The sequence below is a fragment of the Pseudomonas sp. P9_31 genome, from assembly GCF_034008235.1.
Classification (GTDB): domain Bacteria; phylum Pseudomonadota; class Gammaproteobacteria; order Pseudomonadales; family Pseudomonadaceae; genus Aquipseudomonas.
Genome location: NZ_CP125375.1, coordinates 6,072,662 through 6,091,345 on the forward strand (window position 1 = coordinate 6,072,662; position 18,684 = coordinate 6,091,345).

Annotated in this window: 16 protein-coding genes and 1 pseudogene; 7 read left to right on the forward strand and 10 right to left on the reverse strand. The window is 59.5% G+C overall.

Translation table 11 applies throughout. The features are described from left to right. Position 1 precedes the first annotated feature (1 nt). The 3 genes from pgaB to QMK51_RS27430 form a co-directional block, all read right to left on the reverse strand. Positions 2 to 1,993 carry a poly-beta-1,6-N-acetyl-D-glucosamine N-deacetylase PgaB gene (pgaB, locus tag QMK51_RS27420; RefSeq protein WP_320392618.1) on the reverse strand — a complete coding sequence of 664 codons (1,992 nt, stop codon included), beginning with the start codon at positions 1,991 to 1,993 and terminating at the stop codon, positions 2 to 4. 12 nt (positions 1,994 to 2,005) lie between these two features. After that, positions 2,006 to 4,486, reverse strand: coding sequence for a poly-beta-1,6 N-acetyl-D-glucosamine export porin PgaA (gene pgaA, locus QMK51_RS27425; RefSeq protein ID WP_320392619.1), 2,481 nt, complete (start codon positions 4,484 to 4,486; stop codon positions 2,006 to 2,008). 324 nt (positions 4,487 to 4,810) lie between these two features. Beyond that, entirely contained in the window at positions 4,811 to 6,316 is a 1,506-nt protein-coding gene (locus QMK51_RS27430; protein ID WP_320392620.1) for a YdgA family protein, read from the reverse strand. Between the two features lie 14 nt (positions 6,317 to 6,330). Between QMK51_RS27430 and QMK51_RS27435 the strand changes: the two genes are divergently transcribed. The 4 genes from QMK51_RS27435 (at position 6,331) to QMK51_RS27450 (ending at position 11,238) form a co-directional block, all read left to right on the forward strand. Then, positions 6,331 to 6,570: a hypothetical protein gene (locus QMK51_RS27435; protein WP_320392621.1), complete on the forward strand. Its 240-nt coding sequence runs from the start codon at positions 6,331 to 6,333 to the stop codon at positions 6,568 to 6,570. A gap of 174 nt (positions 6,571 to 6,744) precedes the next feature. Then, positions 6,745 to 7,674 (forward strand): hydrogen peroxide-inducible genes activator, encoded by a 930-nt coding sequence (locus QMK51_RS27440; RefSeq protein WP_008007618.1) that lies wholly within the window; start codon positions 6,745 to 6,747, stop codon positions 7,672 to 7,674. A 9-nt stretch (positions 7,675 to 7,683) separates the two neighbouring features. Further along, positions 7,684 to 9,759, forward strand: a complete 2,076-nt coding sequence (gene recG / locus QMK51_RS27445) for an ATP-dependent DNA helicase RecG (RefSeq protein ID WP_320392622.1) — start codon at positions 7,684 to 7,686, stop codon at positions 9,757 to 9,759. 78 nt (positions 9,760 to 9,837) lie between these two features. Beyond that, positions 9,838 to 11,238 (forward strand): aminoacyl-tRNA deacylase and HDOD domain-containing protein, encoded by a 1,401-nt coding sequence (locus QMK51_RS27450; RefSeq protein WP_258698114.1) that lies wholly within the window; start codon positions 9,838 to 9,840, stop codon positions 11,236 to 11,238. Positions 11,239 to 11,492: 254 nt separating this feature from the next. On the opposite strand, the pseudogene QMK51_RS27455 reads toward QMK51_RS27450, so the two are convergent. After that, positions 11,493 to 11,690 (reverse strand): annotated as a pseudogene (locus QMK51_RS27455) (helicase); the annotation flags it as partial. A 101-nt stretch (positions 11,691 to 11,791) separates the two neighbouring features. On the opposite strand from QMK51_RS27455, the gene QMK51_RS27460 reads away from it, so the two are divergent. Both QMK51_RS27460 and QMK51_RS27465 read left to right on the forward strand, forming a co-directional pair. Further along, complete coding sequence (locus QMK51_RS27460; protein WP_320392623.1) at positions 11,792 to 12,049, forward strand: hypothetical protein; 258 nt, start codon at positions 11,792 to 11,794, stop codon at positions 12,047 to 12,049. Next, positions 12,046 to 12,810, forward strand: a complete 765-nt coding sequence (locus tag QMK51_RS27465) for a Fic/DOC family protein (protein ID WP_320392624.1) — start codon at positions 12,046 to 12,048, stop codon at positions 12,808 to 12,810. The genes QMK51_RS27460 and QMK51_RS27465 overlap by 4 nt, the downstream gene beginning before the upstream one ends. Before the next feature lie 81 nt (positions 12,811 to 12,891). On the opposite strand, the gene QMK51_RS27470 is transcribed toward QMK51_RS27465, so the two are convergent. Continuing rightward, a complete protein-coding gene (locus tag QMK51_RS27470) occupies positions 12,892 to 13,281 on the reverse strand; it encodes a helicase (protein WP_253417597.1) in 390 nt (129 codons plus the stop codon). 591 nt (positions 13,282 to 13,872) lie between these two features. Here QMK51_RS27470 and QMK51_RS27475 point away from each other — a divergent pair. Beyond that, positions 13,873 to 14,244, forward strand: coding sequence for a DUF6124 family protein (locus tag QMK51_RS27475; protein ID WP_320392625.1), 372 nt, complete (start codon positions 13,873 to 13,875; stop codon positions 14,242 to 14,244). A gap of 65 nt (positions 14,245 to 14,309) precedes the next feature. Here QMK51_RS27475 and QMK51_RS27480 read toward each other — a convergent pair whose 3' ends face one another. The 5 genes from QMK51_RS27480 to QMK51_RS27500 all read right to left on the reverse strand — a co-directional run bounded on the left by QMK51_RS27480 (position 14,310) and on the right by QMK51_RS27500 (position 18,669). Further along, a complete protein-coding gene (locus QMK51_RS27480) occupies positions 14,310 to 15,416 on the reverse strand; it encodes a hypothetical protein (protein WP_320392626.1) in 1,107 nt (368 codons plus the stop codon). 68 nt (positions 15,417 to 15,484) lie between these two features. Then, positions 15,485 to 16,483: a hypothetical protein gene (locus tag QMK51_RS27485; protein WP_413817506.1), complete on the reverse strand. Its 999-nt coding sequence runs from the start codon at positions 16,481 to 16,483 to the stop codon at positions 15,485 to 15,487. Between the two features lie 44 nt (positions 16,484 to 16,527). Beyond that, the gene (locus QMK51_RS27490; protein ID WP_320394571.1) at positions 16,528 to 17,283 is read right to left on the reverse strand and encodes a lysozyme inhibitor LprI family protein; all 756 of its coding nucleotides are present in this window, start codon (positions 17,281 to 17,283) and stop codon (positions 16,528 to 16,530) included. Positions 17,284 to 17,285: 2 nt separating this feature from the next. After that, entirely contained in the window at positions 17,286 to 18,134 is an 849-nt protein-coding gene (locus QMK51_RS27495; protein ID WP_258698119.1) for a tetratricopeptide repeat protein, read from the reverse strand. Next, entirely contained in the window at positions 18,121 to 18,669 is a 549-nt protein-coding gene (locus tag QMK51_RS27500; RefSeq protein ID WP_258698120.1) for a hypothetical protein, read from the reverse strand. Before QMK51_RS27500 ends, QMK51_RS27495 begins: the two co-directional genes overlap by 14 nt. Positions 18,670 to 18,684: the final 15 nt, after the last annotated feature.

Here is an 18,684-nt window from a genome sequence, read left to right on the forward strand (position 1 = left end):
GTTATGGATTCCACTTGTTGGAGAGCGCGGGCCGCACGGTTTTCAGGTCCGGCTGGTTCTCGAGGAAGTTGTCCGGATAGTAGCCAAAACTGGTGGCGCCCTGACGCTTGAGGAGGCCCATCCAGCCGGCCAACTGCCCGCTGTCGATGTCGGTGTGTTTCGTCCAGTCGCGGGCCTGCAATTCGAACACTGTGCGGTTGAGTGCGCCGGGGCGCGATTTGACCGTCGCCACCAGCTTTTCGAGCCAGGGGCCGGATTGCTGTTGGCTCTGTTTTTCCATAAGCGGCATGGCCATCGGCGCCGTCCAGTCGTAGGCACGCAGGAAGTCGTCGAGGTTCTGCGCGAACCAGGCTTCGCTCTCGGGATTGAGCATTGGCTCGGCGAAAATATTGCGCGCTGTTTTGACTTGCGGACCGCGAATGGCACGAACCTTGGCGGTCAGTTCGCGAGTGAAATCGATCAGGTAGCGGCTCTTGAACCGCGTCCAGCGTTGCAAGGTCGCCGGATCGGCGCGCAGGGCGGCAATCGAACCGGGCAGACCGTTGGCGGCATACACTTTCAGGGCTTTAGGCCCGGCGTCTTCGAAGTCCGACAGCACCGCGTCATCGTGATAGAGGATGCCGTCGACCGAGGTCAGGCGTGCCACGTCTTCGTAGATTTCACCAATGATGCGCCGCACGTTCGGATCGAATGGCGACAAGCGCTTGTACTGATCCGGATCGATCGACGTGGTAGCGGTTTTCGGGTTCCAGCGAGTGACCCGTGGCAATTTCGAGTCCAGGGCAAAACTCAGCACCGGCATCCACGCGAAGACCTTGACGTTAGCCCGAGTACGCAACTGCCAGGCCACGCGGTCGAAGAGGTCGGCGCGCACCGGCAGGTGACGGTTGGGGAAGTACAGCGAATGCACCAGGCCATCGCCCGCAGGGTCAGCAAAGGCTTGCAGGAATACGGTGTTGGCACCCATGTCGGCCATGCGCTGGATCAGTTTGCCGAGGTTGATTTCCTGTTGGGCCGGGTCCGCGTCGTAGACGTTGTCCAGGTCCACATGCACCACGCGCATCGGCGATTCGGTCTGCACCGAGACCAAACTGTTGGCGAAGTGCTGGCCATCCGGGTCCGAGGCCACCAAATAGCGCGGGCTGTTCATCAGGTCGTCGAGGGCATCGAGGCCGTCTTCCAGGGTCAGGGCCATCTGATACCCCTGTTCGTTGACCACTTGCAACGAGGTGCCGTCCGCCGCGCCGTATGGCCAAACCCAGACACGCGGTTTGTAACCGGTGACCTTGCGGATTTTCTCCGAGATGGCCGCCACGTCGGCGCGCATCCGGGCCTGGAATTGGGCTTCGGTTTCATAGCGCCCGGTAGCGGCGTCATAGCGCCGGGTCGCGGCCGCCGGTTGCAGGTTGCCTTGCGGGTTGGCCAGCACGCCTTTGTGGCTGGCGTCGGTGTGGGCGGCGATTTCCACCAGGCCGGATCGGGAGACCTCGCGGATCTGTTCCCAGCTCAGGAAGTCCGAACGCTTGCGCGGCGTACCGGCGAAATCCACCGGCTGGTTCAGCGGCGTATCGATCCACACCCCGACCGGCGCCAGCAAGGCATGCCAGTTATAGGCGCGCAGCACTGGCAACACGCGGGTGTAGAAGCTCGAATAGCCATCGTCGAAACTCAGCATGATCGCCCGGGGCGGTAGTTCAGGGCCGCCGTTGCGAGCCGCCATGACTTGGTCGACGGTAACCGGCTTGTAGTTGTTCTCCCGCAGCCATGCCAGTTGCTCGATCAGGCGCTCGGTGCGCACGGCCACCACCGCCTGATCGGGGTCACGGTCTTCGACGTCGTGGTACACAATCCCCAGCACATGGTTTTTCGGCCATGGTTTTTCATTGGCCGCCACCGGGCGTTCGGACGGCGGTGCGAAGGCCGGGGCTTGCTGGGCGCAGGCGCTGATCAACAGCGCTCCCAGCAGAAGGATGAAACGCGAAATAAAAGGCATCTTCAAACTCTTCTAGAAGCGGTAAGTAAGGTCGACGAGCAGGCGCAGATCGGTTTCGCGGTCGCCGTCAAAAGGCCGGTTGATCATGCTCAGCAGACCGCCCACCTCAAGCACGTCGTTCCAGCTGTAGCGCTGGCCGTAGCCCAGCAGGGCGATACCGCCGGTGCCATGATCGCGCTGGCTATAGGTACCCGCACCGGCCTGGAACTGTTGGCTCCAGGAGGTTTCGTAGCGGTGATAGAGCACATGATTGACGTTCACCGTCGGCAACACGCTGAAGTCGGATTTGGGGTTGAAGTACGGCACATCGTCGGACTTGGAGTTATGGCTGGTGCCGACTTCCAGGCCGAGGTCGACTTGCAGCCCCGGCGCACGGTAAACGCCCTCGCGACCGGTGAGCACGGCTTCGACACGGTTATTGCCGTCGCTGAAGTGCGAGGGGCTGACCGCCAGTTTCCACTCACGGCTTTCATTGGCGCGCCAACGGATGAAACCGCTGCCGCCATTGGCGGTGATGTCGCTGTTCAAGGCCCGCAACGGCGTTTGTGCCGACAGGTATTCGAGGCTGCCGCCGTACTGCCAGTGATCATCGATGTCTCGGGTGATTGCCAGGCGCGCGCCCTGTTTATCGCCGAAGCCGTAGGAATGGTTGGAGACTTCCGCTTCCAGGGACATGTCGCGGGTCCGGCGTTCGAGCCCGACGCGCTGGAAACGGTGGTGGCCGGTGCCTTCCTGGAAATCGCCGGTGGCGTAACCGGCACCGGCGAACAGGCGCCAGTCTTCATCGATGGGCGGGCTGTACAGCGTGGTTTCGATGCCAAAATCGCGGCTGCCGTTGACGGCCCCGACATCGCCGTTGCCACCGCCATAACTCTTGCCGCCGTAGGCCTCCACTCGCAGCTCGGCCATGTCATGGACCTCACGCTGACGCTGCAAACGCTGCACTTGACGGTTGCCCGGAAAGCGCGCGACCACATCGTCGGTCAGTGCATCCAGCTGTCGCCATTCCTGCAGGTCCATGGCGGTATGGCCTTGAGCGACTTCCAGCCCGATATCCCGCGAGGCCACGCTCTCGGTTTCCTTGAGTTGACTCTCGGCGCGCCGTGGCCAGTCCCGGGCCAGGTACAGATCGGCCTGGGCCAGACGCAGGCCGAGGTTGCCCGGGGCCTGATCCACCAGCGTCTGCAAACGCTGCTCGCCCGAGGGCAGGTCGGCGCCGTAGGTGCCGGCCTGGGCGGCGAGTTGCTGCGCGTCTATCCATTCATCGTTGGGATTGCCCACCGGCAAGCCCTTGAGCTCGATTCGCGGCTTTTGGGTCTTGGCCTGGTCTTCGGCGACCTGGCGCGCTTCATCGGCCTTGTCGCTTTCAAGCAAGGCGTAATAGAGCGCGGTGCTGTCTTCCAGGCGATCGCCGACATCAGCATCCGGCGCCACCAGCACCTGACGATACAAATCGGTGGCGATTTCCGGCTGACGCTGGTCCAGATATGACGACGCCACCCAACGCAGGGCGTAGGTCGGAATCTTCACGCCTTCGGCGAGCAGTGTCTGGTATTCGGCAATGACATCGGCGGTGCGCGCACGGGCCTTGAGGGCACCCATGCGGTCGATTCGCCAGCGGGTGACGTCATCGTGGGCCGCAGGATCCGGCGTCCAGGTAGTCAGTAACTGGTCGTAATCGGCCAGGGCTCTATCGGCGATCACATACCGTTCTGTTTCGCTGCGAGTGGCCAGTTCGACCAGGCGCACGCGTTCTGCCGCCAGATCACCTTCGAGATGGCGTTGCAAGACCGGATCAATCAACCCCGGCCGTTGACGCGCCAGGCGCAAGGCCGGTTCCGGCAAGCGGGCGCGTTGCAGGGCAATCACGTATTCCCGAGCGACTTCGGGCTTGCTGCCCGCGCGGATGAAGGCCTGGTCGTATTCGAACAGTGCCTCATAGGTGGCGCCGGCGCGGGTCAAGGCGTAGGCCAGGGACAGGCGGCGGGAAGGATCATCCGGTTTCGCCGCCACCAACGCCCTGGTACGGGCAACCGCCTCGTCAGGTTTGCCGGCGTCGGCCTGGGTCATCGCCAGCCCAAGCTGCAGGTCGGCATTTTGCGGCGCAAGGGCCAGGGCCTTGTTGTACACCTGAGTCGCCGAATCCCAGCGCTTGAGGTTGCGATAGGCCCGCGCGGTGGCGATCAGGGCCTGGACCGGCAACGCCCGATTGTGTCCCTGGGTTTCATAGACCTGGACGACTTCGGCGTCCAGACCGGCCCAGCTGGCAATCTGCAAGTGATCGCTGATCTGGCCGGTGGTGGCCTGGTTCACCGGCACCTGGCGCAACACCGTCAGTGCAGGCGTGTAATTGCCGGCCCGCGCATCGCGAACCATTTGGTCGTAAGGGGTATCGGCGAGCGCGGGCACCGGCCACAGCAATTGGCCGCACAGCGCAACGCGAAACAAGGGGCGCAGCCCACGATGAATAAAAGGACCAGCAATACGCGGCATTCGTCAGCATCCTTACATGGCCAGCCGGGTCGCAATGTCCCTTGCCCATTCGTAACGGAAAGCCGGGTCGCAAGACCCAGCCAGGCTTTATCGAAGCAGTCTTGCATGCAAGCGTAGTCAATAATTCGGGGCACAATAATTATTCAGATTCGTTACATTCGGATCCCCTCTCAATGCCAGCCAGTCAAGCCCGCTCCCACAGGTTCCGCACATTGGCTGACTGGCATCCGGGCCTCCTCCTCAGCCGATTTCGAAACTCCAGATAGCAAAACGCCCGGCGTCCGCGTGTTGCAGAAGCCGGGCGTTGCGCTGAAGCCTGCGGTTTTACTGGATCGTGGTAGTGCCGCCGATTTTGTTCATCACAAAACCGACAAACTCTTCAACGGTCATTTTCTGGCCGTTGAAGTCCACTTGATTGTTGGCGTAGTGCAGTTTGGTGACGACGTTGTTACCGTCCAGTTTCGCCAGTTGCGTGCCGACTGCCATGCTGCTGAACATGTCGGCGGTGGCGCCCGCTTGATCGGCGATGAGCTTGGCGTCGGTCTGGCCGTCAATTTGCGACTGCACGGTGAGCACGTCAACGAGCATTGGCTTGGACACCAGGACGTTGAACTCCAGCAACGCAATCAACTGCTTGACCAACTGGTCTGGCGGCAGGTCCATGGATTGTGGTTTGGTCAGATCCAGCACCAGGTTGGCGCGGCTTTCGCCGTTGCTGGTGTTGAACGACAGGTTTTCCAGGGCCACCTGGGGACCTGCGGCCAGCAGTTTCTCCAGGCCGGTCTTGACCTGTGCTTCTTCGGCCGGGGTCAGGTTCAGCTGCGGCGCCGGTAGACCAGCGGCAGTGGCTTCGGCGGCGGCCCGCTCGTACGGTTGCAGTCTGGTCTGGTAGATCTGCATCAGCGACATCGTGGACGGGATGTCGAGGTTTTTCAGGCTCATGGCCAACTGCGCGGAGCCGACAACCTTGCCGTTCAAGGACACTTCACCGATCTTGTAATCAGCACGCCCCGAAGCGTTGGTGCCCGACTCCTCGGTCTGGTTCTTCATCTCAAAGTTCTTGAAGCCCAGTACCGACTGTTTGGGGCCGAAGGTGGTTTTGCTGTTGGTCAGCTCGAGGGTGTTTTCGCCGACGTAATAGCCGTAGGTGCTTTTGTTCAGGTTACTGGCCAAGGTCAAGCCGTTGAGCTCGACCTGCACCGGGGTCTGATCTTCGGCCACGGTGGTCAGCTTCAGGCTGTCCATGTAACCGTCGGCCTTGACCTTTTGCGCCTGGGCGCTGGCGGCCACGTCGAGTTTCAACCCGGAGAACGTCAGGTTGGATTTGTCATCCAGTGCTGCTTCCAGAGGCAAAAACTCGAGGGTGCCCTTGGTGGAGTTGTCGTAGCCGATGTTGACCACGCCTTTGACCGGGGATTTGTCCTTGGCGGCGGCGAACCACTTCTCGGTCAGCGGTGTTTTTTCCAGCTCGTAGTGACTGGTGGCCAGGACCGGCAACCACTTCAACGACACCAGGCGCGAGAACGGCAGCGGGCCGTGTTCGATGCGGTCGACGAACAGCATCTCCATCGGCGTTTCACCAAACATCTCGCCCTCACCCTTGAGGCGGTAGTGCGCGGTGCTGCTGAACACATGACGCTCCAGCGACACCAGTTCCAGCGACGCCGTGCCGTTGGAACCTGCCAGCGTGGCTTGCAGCTCTTTGTTGGCGTCGGCGATCGAAGTATTCAGCACCCCATCGAGTTTGGAGCCGGTGTACCACGCACCGCCGGCGCTGATTGCACCGATGGCCACAACAATTCCCAAGAGCACGCCTGCTGATTTATTCATGAAATACCCGATCAATGTCCGTTGTTGAAAGTGTGGTCGTCTTCCCTGAACCCATGACGGGTGCGGTCACGACTGTGCTGAAAGTGGGGTGGAGATTAGCATTTGCGCCGCAGGACGGCCCAATGATTAAAGGTGAAAGAGTGTCTATGGAGGCTGCTGCCTGTGGACAACTGGCAGGGGTTGAGCGTTTCGGCGGTCATTCGATCGCCTTCGCGAGCAAACCCGCTCTCACATTCGACCGCATTCTCATGTAAGAACGCGCTCCCACAGGTTATGCAACAACCATAAAGGCACCGGAAAGATGCCTTTTGCATATCTGGAAACGGCAAACCTGCATTGCCCTGTGTCACTCAACGCACTCAGTCTGATAACGTGCGTCTATCGATTGCAGCCGGTATGCTTGGCCCGCAACTTCATGGACGCTTGCTATGACTCTGACAGAATTACGCTACATCGTTACCCTCGCCCAAGAGCAGCACTTCGGCCACGCGGCCGAGCGTTGCCACGTCAGCCAGCCGACCCTGTCGGTGGGCGTGAAAAAGCTTGAAGACGAACTCGGTGTGCTGATTTTCGAGCGCAGCAAGAGCGCCGTGCGCCTGACCCCGGTGGGCGAAGGCATTGTCGCCCAGGCGCAGAAAGTCCTGGAACAGGCCCAAGGCATCCGCGAACTGGCCCAGGCCGGCAAGAACCAGCTGACCGCCCCGCTGAAAGTCGGCGCGATCTACACCGTCGGCCCGTACCTGTTCCCGCACCTGATTCCACAACTGCACCGGGTCGCCCCGCAGATGCCGTTGTACATTGAAGAAAACTTCACCCACGTGCTGCGCGACAAACTGCGCAACGGCGAGCTCGACGCGATCATCATCGCCCTGCCGTTCAACGAAGCCGACGTGCTGACCCTGCAGCTCTACGACGAACCGTTCTACGTCCTGATGCCGGCCCAGCACCCGTGGACGCAAAAAGAATCCATCGACGCCGCCCTGCTCAACGACAAGAGCCTGCTGCTGCTCGGCGAAGGCCACTGCTTCCGCGATCAAGTGCTGGAAGCCTGCCCGACCCTGGCCAAAGGCAACGACGGCGCCAAACACACCACGGTGGAATCCAGCTCGCTGGAAACCATTCGCCACATGGTCGCCTCCGGCCTGGGCATTTCGATCCTGCCGCTGTCGGCGGTGGACAGCCATCACTACGCGCCCGGCGTGATCGAAGTGCGCCCACTGAGCGCGCCCGTGCCGTTCCGCACCGTGGCCATCGCCTGGCGCGCGAGCTTCCCGCGGCCAAAGGCGATTGAAATCCTCGCCGACTCCATTCGCCTGTGCTCGGTGGCCAAGCCGCCCGCGCCGGTGGTGGCCGGTTAAGTCGCTGTCATGACCGAGTTGTCGCAAGTGTCGGTGACGGCACTCAAGGGTGTCGGCGAAGCCATGGCCGAGAAACTGGCCAAGGTCGGCCTGGAGAACCTCCAGGACGTGCTGTTCCACCTGCCGCTGCGTTATCAGGACCGCACCCGTGTGGTCCCGATCGGCCACTTACGACCCGGCCAGGACGCCGTGATCGAAGGCACCGTCAGCGGCGCCGACGTGGTCATGGGCCGGCGCCGCAGTCTGGTTGTCCGTCTGCAGGACGGCACCGGCGGGCTCAGCCTGCGTTTCTACCATTTCAGCAACGCCCAGAAAGAAGGCCTCAAACGCGGCACGCGCATTCGCTGCTACGGCGAGGCGCGGCCCGGTGCGTCGGGGCTGGAGATCTACCACCCGGAATACCGCGCCATCACGGGCGATGAGCCGCCGCCGGTGGATGAAACCCTGACCCCGGTCTACCCGCTCACCGAAGGCCTGACCCAGCAGCGTTTGCGCCAACTGTGCATGCAAACCCTGACCCTGCTCGGCCCCAGCAGCCTGCCCGACTGGCTGCCGACCGAACTGGCCCGGGACTATCAACTGGCGCCGCTGGCCGATGCGATCCGCTACCTGCATCACCCGCCCGCCGATGCCGATGTCGACGAACTCGCCCTCGGTCATCACTGGGCCCAACACCGTTTGGCCTTCGAAGAACTGCTGACCCATCAACTGTCTCAGCAGCGTCTGCGCGAGAGCATGCGTGCCCTGCGTGCGCCGGCCATGCCGAAAGCCACCAAGCTGCCCGCCCAGTATCTGGCCAACCTCGGCTTCACCCCAACCGGCGCCCAGCAACGGGTCGGCAACGAAATCGCTTACGACCTCAGCCAGCACGAGCCGATGCTGCGACTGATTCAGGGCGACGTTGGCGCCGGCAAAACCGTGGTCGCCGCCCTCGCCGCGCTGCAAGCGCTGGAGGCCGGTTATCAAGTCGCACTGATGGCGCCCACCGAAATTCTCGCCGAGCAGCACTTCATCACCTTCAAGCGCTGGCTCGAACCGCTGGGCATCGAAGTCGCGTGGCTGGCCGGCAAGCTCAAGGGCAAAAACCGCGTCGCCGCGCTGGAGCAAATCGCCAGCGGTACGCCCATGGTGGTCGGCACCCACGCGCTGTTCCAGGACGAAGTGCAGTTCAAGAACCTGGCGCTGGCAATCATCGACGAACAACACCGCTTCGGCGTGCAACAGCGCCTGGCATTGCGGCAGAAAGGCGTCGGCGGGCGGATGTGTCCGCACCAGCTGATCATGACCGCCACGCCGATTCCCCGGACGCTGGCCATGAGCGCCTACGCCGACCTCGACACCTCGATCCTCGACGAACTGCCCCCCGGCCGCACCCCGGTCAACACGGTGCTGGTCACCGACACCCGGCGCGTCGAAGTGATCGAACGGGTGCGCGGCGCTTGTGCCGAAGGGCGACAAGCCTATTGGGTATGCACGCTGATCGAAGAGTCTGAAGAGCTGACCTGTCAGGCCGCCGAAACCACCTATGAAGACCTCACCGCCGCCCTCGGCGAGTTGAAAGTCGGCTTGATCCACGGGCGCATGAAGCCCGCCGAGAAAGCTGCGGTGATGGCCGAGTTCAAGGCCGGCAACCTGCAACTGCTGGTCGCCACCACCGTGATCGAAGTCGGCGTCGATGTGCCCAACGCCAGCCTGATGATCATCGAAAACCCCGAGCGCCTCGGGCTCGCGCAGCTGCACCAACTGCGTGGCCGTGTCGGTCGGGGCAGCGCCGTCAGCCATTGCGTGCTGCTTTACCATCCGCCGCTGTCGCAGATCGGCCGTCAGCGGCTGGGCATCATGCGCGAAACCAACGATGGTTTTGTCATCGCCGAAAAAGACCTCGAACTGCGCGGCCCCGGCGAAATGCTCGGTACGCGCCAGACCGGCCTGCTGCAATTCAAGGTCGCCGACCTGATGCGCGACGCCGACTTGCTGCCCGCCGTGCGCGACGCCGCCCAGGCCTTGCTCGAACGCTGGCCGGATCACGTCAGCCCGCTGCTCGACCGCTGGCTACGCCATGGGCAGCAATACGGCCAAGTGTGAGCACTGTCGCAGTTTCTGGACCCTGGCTTCAAACAAGCTGGTTATACTCCTGCAATTGTTTGCAAACGGATACAGACCATGACCGACGTTGCCCTCGCACCCGCCACCCCGCACGCTCCGTCGGTTATTCGGCTACTGCTTGGCAAGCTGGGCATCGCCTACGAAGAAGTCCTGGACCATCACGGCCTGAACACCGCGCGTAAAGTGCAGGCTGTTTTGCTGGATGACGCCGTGGGCGCGCTGATGGTGTTGTTCCCACAGAACCAACTGCTGGACCTCAACCGCCTCGCCGAACTCACCGGCCGCCGATTGACCGCCGTCTCTACCGAGCGCCTGGAAAAGATGCTCGGCAAACACAGCCTGAGCCTGCTGCCCGGCCTGCCGGCGCTCACCAGCTCGCCGTGCCTGTATGAAGAAAGCCTGCTGCGCGAACCGACGTTGCTGATCAACTCGGGCGAGCCGGGCGTGCTGCTGGAAATCACCAGCGACGATTTCAAAACCATGCTCACCAAGGCCAGCGCCGCCAACTTCGGCGAAGCCGTGAACAGCATCCGCCCGAACCTCGACCGCCCCGACGATGACCGCAAGGAAATCACCCAGGCCGTGCAAGCGTTCACCGCGCGGCGCATTCAGCAACGCCTGGAAGCGACCATCGAAATTCCGCCGCTGGCCGAAACCGCGCAGAAAATCATCAAACTGCGGGTCGACCCCAACGCCACCATCGACGACATCACCGGCGTGGTCGAAACCGACCCGGCCCTGGCCGCACAAGTCGTCAGCTGGGCAGCGTCGCCGTACTACGCCTCGCCGGGCAAGATTCGTTCAGTGGAAGACGCCATCGTGCGGGTGCTGGGTTTCGACCTGGTGATCAACCTGGCGCTGGGCCTGGCCCTGGGCAAAACCCTGAGCCTGCCCAAAGACCACCCGCAACACACCACGCCGTACTGGCAGCAATCGATCTACACCGCCGCCGTCATCGAAGGCCTGACCCGCGCCATGCCCCGCGCCCAGCGCCCGGAAGCCGGCCTGACCTACCTCGCCGGCCTGCTGCACAACTTCGGCTACCTGCTGTTGGCCCACGTATTTCCGCCGCACTTCTCGCTGATCTGCCGCCACCTGGAGGTCAACCCGCACCTGTGCCACAGCTACGTGGAACAACACCTGCTGGGCATCAGCCGCGAACAGATCGGCTCATGGCTGATGCGCTACTGGGACATGCCCGAAGAACTGGCCACCGCCCTGCGCTTCCAGCACGACCCAAGCTACGACGGCGACTACGCCGAATACCCGAACCTCGTGTGCCTGGCCGTACGCCTGCTGCGCAGCCGCGGGATTGGCTCCGGGCCGGATGAAGACATCCCCGATGCGCTGCTGGAGCGCGTAGGCCTGACTCGTGACAAGGCCAACGATGTGGTCAGCAAAGTCCTCGAAGCCGAAGTGCTGCTGCGCGAACTGGCTTCGCAATTCAGCCAGGCCTAAAAGCATCGCGGGCAAGCCTCGCTCCTACGGATCACCAAAACCCTGTAGGAGCGAGGCTTGCCCGCGAAGAATCCACCTCGGTCTACCTGAATCACCACACCCCATAGTCGCGAGGGAGCTTGCTCCCGCTCGACTGCGCAGCAGTCGCAACCCAGCCGCCGCAGCGTGTCAGATACAACCGAAGTCTCAGGCTTTAGGGCCGCTTCGCAGCCCAGCGGGAGCAAGCTCCCTCGCCACAGGGTTAATCATCGACCTCAAGCCCTGACTTTAGCCTTCCTAGGCTTCAAATATTTGGTCAACCCCTGAAACCAGATCACCAACGCCGGATTCCCCTTGATCTGAATCGACTTGTCCTGAATCCCCGTCATAAACGCCAACTGCTTGTTCTTCGCCTGCATCGTGGCAAAGCCATACTCCGCGTCCTTGAACGCAATCGCAAACGCCGGTTCGGCGGGATGGAAGGCACGCTTTTCACCTGATGGTTGGCTATGAGCCAGCGAGGACAATAAGCAGGCGCCCTGCTATGATTTGACTGCAAATAGAGGGCTTTCCGATGACCAAAACAGCTGCTGTCAGTGTTGCAACCCAAGTCCGTAAGCTTGCGAAAGAAAACAAGGTCACTGCTGGACGTGACGGCATGAGCCGTATGGCCATGAGCATTACCCGTTTGGCTGGCGATGTCGTCGAGCTGGATGGCATCGAACAGTTGCTCGTCAATCTCAAGAGAAAAGGCGTTCTGAGCAAGTCTGAAATCCTGGCGCTCCAAGGGCGCTATCTTCAGGAAAGGCGCGCACAGAAACGTAGCGCATGAGTTTTGATCCGTTCGGCGACTTCGAAACTGCTGGATATCTTCAAAACTCGCTGCAACTGAAAGATCCCACTGAAGTAAAAGAGTCAGAACATCTCTCGTTCGAGTTGAGTATCGAAGATGCGCTTGCCTATTTGGCCAAGAAAAAGCCAATCGATTACAAGACTGTACTCAAAGTTCACGAAATCCTGTTCTCCGGCTTCTATCACTGGGCAGGAAAAGACCGGAACGAGCTTGTCCCTCATCTGGCAGTCTTCAAGGGCTCCCTCGACGATCCCCGCAGCACCGTCTTCGAGCGCCCGGACTCCATCAAAATGTCTGTCGACTATGCGCTTAAGCTAGCAGCTGACAAGAAACGCTTCAGAGACCATCCCGGTGGGGTTATGGGTCAGTTGGCTTTTGCACACCCCTTCCTGGACGGCAATGGGCGCACGATTCTATTAGTCTTCATGGAACTCTGTTATCGAGCCGAGTTCGCCATTGACTGGTCAAGGACAAGCAAAGACGACTACCTGCGGGCACTCAGCGACGAGATCCGAGAGCCTCGCGAGAGGCATCTCGATAACTACCTCAACCCGTTCGTAGTCGATATATCCAGTCGTGACGAGTGGCCAGGGACCATCAGTGGTATCAGAGGCCTGGATGGCCTGGACAAGGAAGACATCACATACGAGAACCTGGACAACCCGCAAGTCCAGCAGATCTACAAGGCATACCGGGCCCAGCCACTCGACGCCCCCGAGCCTCCTGAGTCGGATGGCTGAAGAAGCTCCACAGGGGATCACCTAAACCCTGTGGGAGCGAGCCTGCTCGCGATGAATCCAACCCGGTCTACCTGAAAGACATCATACCTTGGCTTTAGCCTTAGCCTTCCTCGGCTTCAAATACTTGGTCAACCCCTGAAACCAGATCACCAACGCCGGGTTGCCCTTGATCTGAATCGACTTGTCCTGAATCCCCGTCATAAACGCCAATTGCTTGTTCTTCGCCTGCATCGTGGCAAAACCATACGCTGCGTCTTTAAAGGCAATCGCAAACGCCGGCTCGGCATACACACCCGACTTGCTGGTAATGCGCTGGTCCTTCACAAAAAAATGCCGCGCCACTTTCCCGTCCAGGGTCTGTAATTGGAATACAAGCGCCTTGTCACCCAACTGCTGCTGAAACGCAGGATTAGTCCGACTCGCCTTACCCATCAACAAACCCAGCATCCACAGAAGAAAACGAAATTTCATGCGCACAGCCTCAAAAGAAAAATGAACGGCCGGCGCAGTGTAGCCGCTTCAAGCCAGAACGCCACCATCGGGTTGCGTTAGAAGAAGATGAACCGCTTTTCCCGCATGATGACCGCCAAGTCACGCTTTCCCCGCCCCCCACCTTGATCGTTCCCACGCTCCCGCGTGGGAATGCATCCCGTGACGCTCCGCGTCACACCCAACACCCGTCCTACACCTGAAGAAACACATTTCTGTAGGAGCTGCCGAAGGCTGCGATCTTTTGATCTTGATGCCCTCAAACTTCTCGGACATTTCCTTCAAAACGCCGGGCTGTCCATGAACTAGGCAGCCCTCACCTTCACCGATAACCTCTGTCCGTCACCGCAAAATCGGTGATTCGGACGTGCAAGTCCGGTGGAGTACACATTCGGTTATGGCAATTCATCGAGCGTTTTCCTATGCTCGCGAATCGTTATGGCGGCTGTGTATGGGAGACCTTCGGGTCTGCCGGGTGACTCCACCGGTCTTGCACACCTATGCACAGCTGCCACCTCTTTCGAAGTGCACGCGAAACGGTGTCAGCTCCTTAAATCAATGGAGTAACACTTAATGATCAAGCCAACACCGAATCCCCCAGAAAACCCAGCCACATCCCCCTACGAATCCTTCGATTCCAGAAAACTCCACGAAGCCGCCGAACGCGCCCTCGACCACCATTTCGCCCCGCCACCCAACGAAAAACCCAAGCGCAAAGGCAAGCTCTTCACCGTCTCCCCCGACATCGACACCGAAGCCCTCCTGGCCAACGCCTCAGAAGACCTGAAGTCCATCAGCGCCATCGCCGCCGACCTGGCCGACGACATCGAAGGCACCCGCCGCTCAGTCGCCCTTGCGCTCAGCAGAATGGCGGATGGGGCTCATCTGATGGTGGAAGGCGCGCTCGATCACATCGAGTTGAAGGAGTACGGGGTTAAGCCGTAGCAAAATCGCGGACGAAAAAAAGGGGACATTACGTCCCCTTTCTCGATCTTCATTACCAGCCCGGGCTAGCGAAAGTCTTCTGCGCTTTTAGGACGTGACTGCAACCCTTGGAGCGCTGCCCGGTTGATATAAGAATAACTTCCCGCACCGCAACGCTGCCTGAACACAAGCTTGTCATCCTTGAGCACGGTCAGATAACTGACAAAGGCTTGGTTAACGAGGTAGGTGTAAGGACCAGTTTTGAACTTGATAATGTTCAGGTTCACGCTGCCTTCCGACGCATTCACAACAAAGAACTTGCCCTTGGGCGGTAAGGCACTCTTCGGATAGATCATCTCTATTTTTCCCGGCACGCCATAACGGTACTGAACAGAACCGGCCGTAGGCTTGCTGTTTCCACGCGCACAAACAGAAACCGTTTTGCCGCCGTCCAACGGACAGCTGAAGTAAATATCTTCGTCATCCGAGCACAACGTTCCATCCTGCCCACCCTTCAATGGCGCGGTCTCTTGCGAGACGCGCTCCGGCGTTTGTGCGACATCGGCACAATTGGACAGGCACACCAGCTTCGAAAGATCCGGAACATCGCTTTCAGTAAACAGGTACGTCGCAGAACCGTCGCGGTTGCGGGCGTGGTAAACGGGGACGCTGACGGCCAGACCTTTGGCCGATACGGGCACCACAGAATCCTTCCCCGAGACGACCCAGCCTTCGGCACCACCGCACAACTCTTCCAAAGCGGCGTCACTGAAAGGCTCACTACCTGGGTTTGTGAACGGACTGGAGTTTCCTCGGCAGTCATAGCCATGCCAGTACGGCCCCGTCTCAGCCATGTCTATCGAAAAAATATACGCACCGTCGAGCACCACCCTGCCGTTGTTATAGGTAAAAACCAACCAACGACGCGACTTCGCCTGGGAGTAATTTTCGTTCTCGAGGATGTACCGGTCTCCATCTCGATACAGCCAGAAACCACTCATAGCCCCTGCCGACTCCGCGGTCTCGGACAGTCGTTTCCCGGAGGCGACGTCCACCAGGAAAAAATTGCTATCGAGCCTCAACACGCAATCGCTACCAGCACTCTTGCAGGACTTGAGTGCCGGGAACATCGGTTGCGCAGCCACAGGCAAAGAACAAAGTAACAACGCCAGCAACAGTAATTTTTTCAACATGCCTCCCTGGTTACAAACTCATTCCTGATCGAACAAAACGCTGCCGCTCGGTAACGCCTCCTGCGTTTTTAAAGCGAATAATCCATCACTTCTTCCAACCGCCAACATTGCCCACGAACAAACCGGTACTCGAAGACATAATCGGTATCCGGCTTCTGCAGGATCGCCGTGGCGTTGTTGCGCCGCTCTTCCTTGACGGTCAACGTAAGACCATCGGCCTCTCGTTTCACGCGATCCGGGATGATTGGAAACTTGATCTGATCGCCGCTGACACTGCGCTTTTCCATCTCAGGCTCGGGATCGCCGGCCACGGTGGTGACCATTTGCAGCGGCTGTTGTACGAATGCTTTTTGCACGTCTGTGCGCTCGGAGAAGGCTGCGAGGAACGTGGAAAATTCGGTTGAGGGACAAGTGACATTAGCCACGTCACCACCGGTTTTCAGAGGTTCTCGGATCAGGCCAAGTTGTTGTTTCTGATCCGCAATCATCTTTTCATCCTGGGCCGCCAGAAACTTCTTAATACTCGCCGCATCTTTGTATGCGCACTCCACGTCTATCCCTTTATCCAAATCGCGACCTTCGTAACAGTTCTGCAATTCCGGGGGATAGGCATTGCCGCGGAGAAACTCCAACGACAATCGGTCGCCATTCTTCACGAGGTGCAGCTCTTGGGTTGAATAGGAAACACCTTGGAATCCATTGTTCGACTCAGGTGTTTCCGTCAGAACAAACATGGACTTCCCCGCTCGCCCAGGGAATTTGCGCTCGAAGAAGAACACCGAGGCAATTTGTTCGCCTTCGACCTTCCACACATAATTCAGCGAAGGCTTCACCGCATTCATGGGTGCGTAGAAAATTTCAGCATCAGGCACATGCACGTCCCCAACCTGACCTTTAAGGTTGTTCTTCAAAAAGAACACCGTGATCTTTTGATCACCCAACGAAGCAACCACCGGCGGATGCAGCTCGCCGATGGTTTGTGGGTCACTTGCCGATGCCGGTTGAGCCGACAAACCGACCATGCATCCGAGCGCAGCAATAAAACTTAAGAGCCTGGCCAATTCCACCCACTTCCTTATTGATCAATCTTCAAATGTTTACGCTGATGGTTTCACGCTGCCTCAGGTGCGCCGCACTTCAGTTCTTTGATTTGCTCATTCTGAATCGGAATCACGCATGAGAGCTGCTTCTCTCCGTCCCCACGAAGCTCGAACAAGCTGAGCGTCAGGTGTAAACCATCGGCAGCAAATGCATGATCCTCAAACAACGCACTGGCATAGCCATCCCAAAACGATTTGCCGTCAAAACTGCAAAACCGCTTGGAGGACAGCACTCTCCAGCCGCCGTTGGGCGCCAGAATCTGAACCGTCAAACAAGGGCTGCCAAAGGTGCTGACATAACGCGCCACGACATCGCCGAAGCGCTGGGAGCCGGACAGGAACACCTTGTTGAGATCAACCACATTACCCGGCTCATCAGCGACGATAGTGTCCAGATAAGCCGCACGCTCCAGGCTCATTCTGGCCATGCAGTTGTTGATAGTCGTAACATGCAGCGCCACACCGGGCTCGCTTTCCGTGGCTTCGAGCGGGCACGTGGTGTCGCGCAGCTTGATCCACGCGCGCTGGGCCTCTCTGGCCATCGCCATCAACGCCTTGCCCTGTTCAGGGTCGCGCCGCTGCTGAGACTCGAACCGCGCAAGCAGTTTCTTGTAACTAGCATTGAGCTGTGCGTCGGCTTCTTTGCGTGCCGCTTCCACGCACAGATCAATCTGCCAGCTCACGGTGGTCTCTTTGCATTCGTCCTTGGCCATCGCGATGGAGGCAAACAGGCATCCAAAGGAAAACGCGATAAACCGGATTAACATGCTCAATTTTTCAGTCCCTGATTTTCAGATCGCGCAGTTACGCGTTGCGGAATTTTCTGCGCCTTGCCTTCTGCGCTCATCGCGTCGCGGTACTGGCGGTAATAGCGCTGCGCTTCGTCCTTGCGACCAAGGCGCCACAGTGAATCAGCCATGTTCAACATCAACACCGTGCGCTTGCCGACCGCCTCGACGCCTCGATAAAACTTCAGTGCAAACTCATCGTTACCGCCCTCGGCCAGGTAAAAACCCAGGTCGTTGAACGCCTGAACATTTTGCGCCGGGGGATGACACGCCATGTAGGATTCCGGACTTAAAAAGCTCAGGCTCCATTCGATGGACTCTGCGCGGGACTGCGCCGGCTCGATGCCCGAGACATGTTTCAGCAGGTCCTTTGGGGACTGCGTCTCCAGGGCGGGATTGAGCACTTCGCCGTCTGCGGAAACCCACTGATTGCCCACCCATTTACCGACACAAAAGCTGGCAGAACGCTCAGCCAGCACGCAGCCGGTCTCCATCGAGATCACATCGCAATGCTGTTGCGATACCAGTTTTTCTTCACCACTCTCGACCGACAACATGCCGAAGCTCACCGGGTCGAGCAACAAGGTTTTCTTGTCAGGACTGAGCCAGTCGGAGTGCCCATCGGCGCCAACGTCGGAGCCGAAGAGTGGGAAGGTTTTGCCGTTTGCGGTGAACCAGGCGGTCGCCGACTCCACACCGGGCATCGTCCATTTTGTCGCTCGAAACGTCACTGTGCGCCCGTCGATACCGACTATTGGCGGATCTTCGGCAAAGGCACTGGCGGCGATGAACAGACTGCCGATCATCAGCACCCACTTAAGGCTGGCCATAGCCGATCCTTTTCACTGCAGGGCTTTCCGATTGCAGTTGTCTCTTCGTGACGCCATACACCTTGATCAGCTCTTCCCAGGAACCCTTCGAACCAAAAGAGCGCTGGTTATTATCGAAGCTGTATTGCTCCAGTCGCCCGGCTGTCGAGTAATAACCGCGCCACTCCGGGCAGGCACCGCAACCGCCGTAGCCGCCGATTGAAACAAGGCTGCCCTTGCTGCCTGTCACGCAATCCATCGCCACCACCACGTTGTTCAACATCTTCGTCTTCGTACCGTCGGACGTGAGTTGTAAAACTTTGCCAATATTACGCCGAAGTACTTTGCCGCCGATGTTGATGGTCTGGTCGGAACAGACCGGGATTACATGGGTTTCCGTGTCTTCCACCGTTACTGTTCGGCAAGACGAGACCAGCACCACTTCGACGCCGCCACACTGCATCACATCGCGCTGGGTATAAGCATCCGCTGGCGCAGCGAAAGCCGGGAACGAGAGCAGCAATGACAGGCCGCCGGCAAAAAAAAGCTGATTCATTGAGTATTCCTTGTC

What these genes read in the sequence shown, in the direction of transcription:
- pgaB (WP_320392618.1), bottom strand. Translation starts at nt 1,993, where the DNA reads ATGCCTTTTATTTCGCGTTTCATCCTTCTGCTGGGAGCGCTGTTGATC.
- pgaA (WP_320392619.1), bottom strand. Translation starts at nt 4,486, where the DNA reads ATGCCGCGTATTGCTGGTCCTTTTATTCATCGTGGGCTGCGCCCCTTG.
- QMK51_RS27430 (WP_320392620.1), bottom strand. Translation starts at nt 6,316, where the DNA reads ATGAATAAATCAGCAGGCGTGCTCTTGGGAATTGTTGTGGCCATCGGT.
- QMK51_RS27435 (WP_320392621.1), top strand. Translation starts at nt 6,331, where the DNA reads ATGTCCGTTGTTGAAAGTGTGGTCGTCTTCCCTGAACCCATGACGGGT.
- QMK51_RS27440 (WP_008007618.1), top strand. Translation starts at nt 6,745, where the DNA reads ATGACTCTGACAGAATTACGCTACATCGTTACCCTCGCCCAAGAGCAG.
- recG (WP_320392622.1), top strand. Translation starts at nt 7,684, where the DNA reads ATGACCGAGTTGTCGCAAGTGTCGGTGACGGCACTCAAGGGTGTCGGC.
- QMK51_RS27450 (WP_258698114.1), top strand. Translation starts at nt 9,838, where the DNA reads ATGACCGACGTTGCCCTCGCACCCGCCACCCCGCACGCTCCGTCGGTT.
- QMK51_RS27460 (WP_320392623.1), top strand. Translation starts at nt 11,792, where the DNA reads ATGACCAAAACAGCTGCTGTCAGTGTTGCAACCCAAGTCCGTAAGCTT.
- QMK51_RS27465 (WP_320392624.1), top strand. Translation starts at nt 12,046, where the DNA reads ATGAGTTTTGATCCGTTCGGCGACTTCGAAACTGCTGGATATCTTCAA.
- QMK51_RS27470 (WP_253417597.1), bottom strand. Translation starts at nt 13,281, where the DNA reads ATGAAATTTCGTTTTCTTCTGTGGATGCTGGGTTTGTTGATGGGTAAG.
- QMK51_RS27475 (WP_320392625.1), top strand. Translation starts at nt 13,873, where the DNA reads ATGATCAAGCCAACACCGAATCCCCCAGAAAACCCAGCCACATCCCCC.
- QMK51_RS27480 (WP_320392626.1), bottom strand. Translation starts at nt 15,416, where the DNA reads ATGTTGAAAAAATTACTGTTGCTGGCGTTGTTACTTTGTTCTTTGCCT.
- QMK51_RS27490 (WP_320394571.1), bottom strand. Translation starts at nt 17,283, where the DNA reads ATGTTAATCCGGTTTATCGCGTTTTCCTTTGGATGCCTGTTTGCCTCC.
- QMK51_RS27495 (WP_258698119.1), bottom strand. Translation starts at nt 18,134, where the DNA reads ATGGCCAGCCTTAAGTGGGTGCTGATGATCGGCAGTCTGTTCATCGCC.
- QMK51_RS27500 (WP_258698120.1), bottom strand. Translation starts at nt 18,669, where the DNA reads ATGAATCAGCTTTTTTTTGCCGGCGGCCTGTCATTGCTGCTCTCGTTC.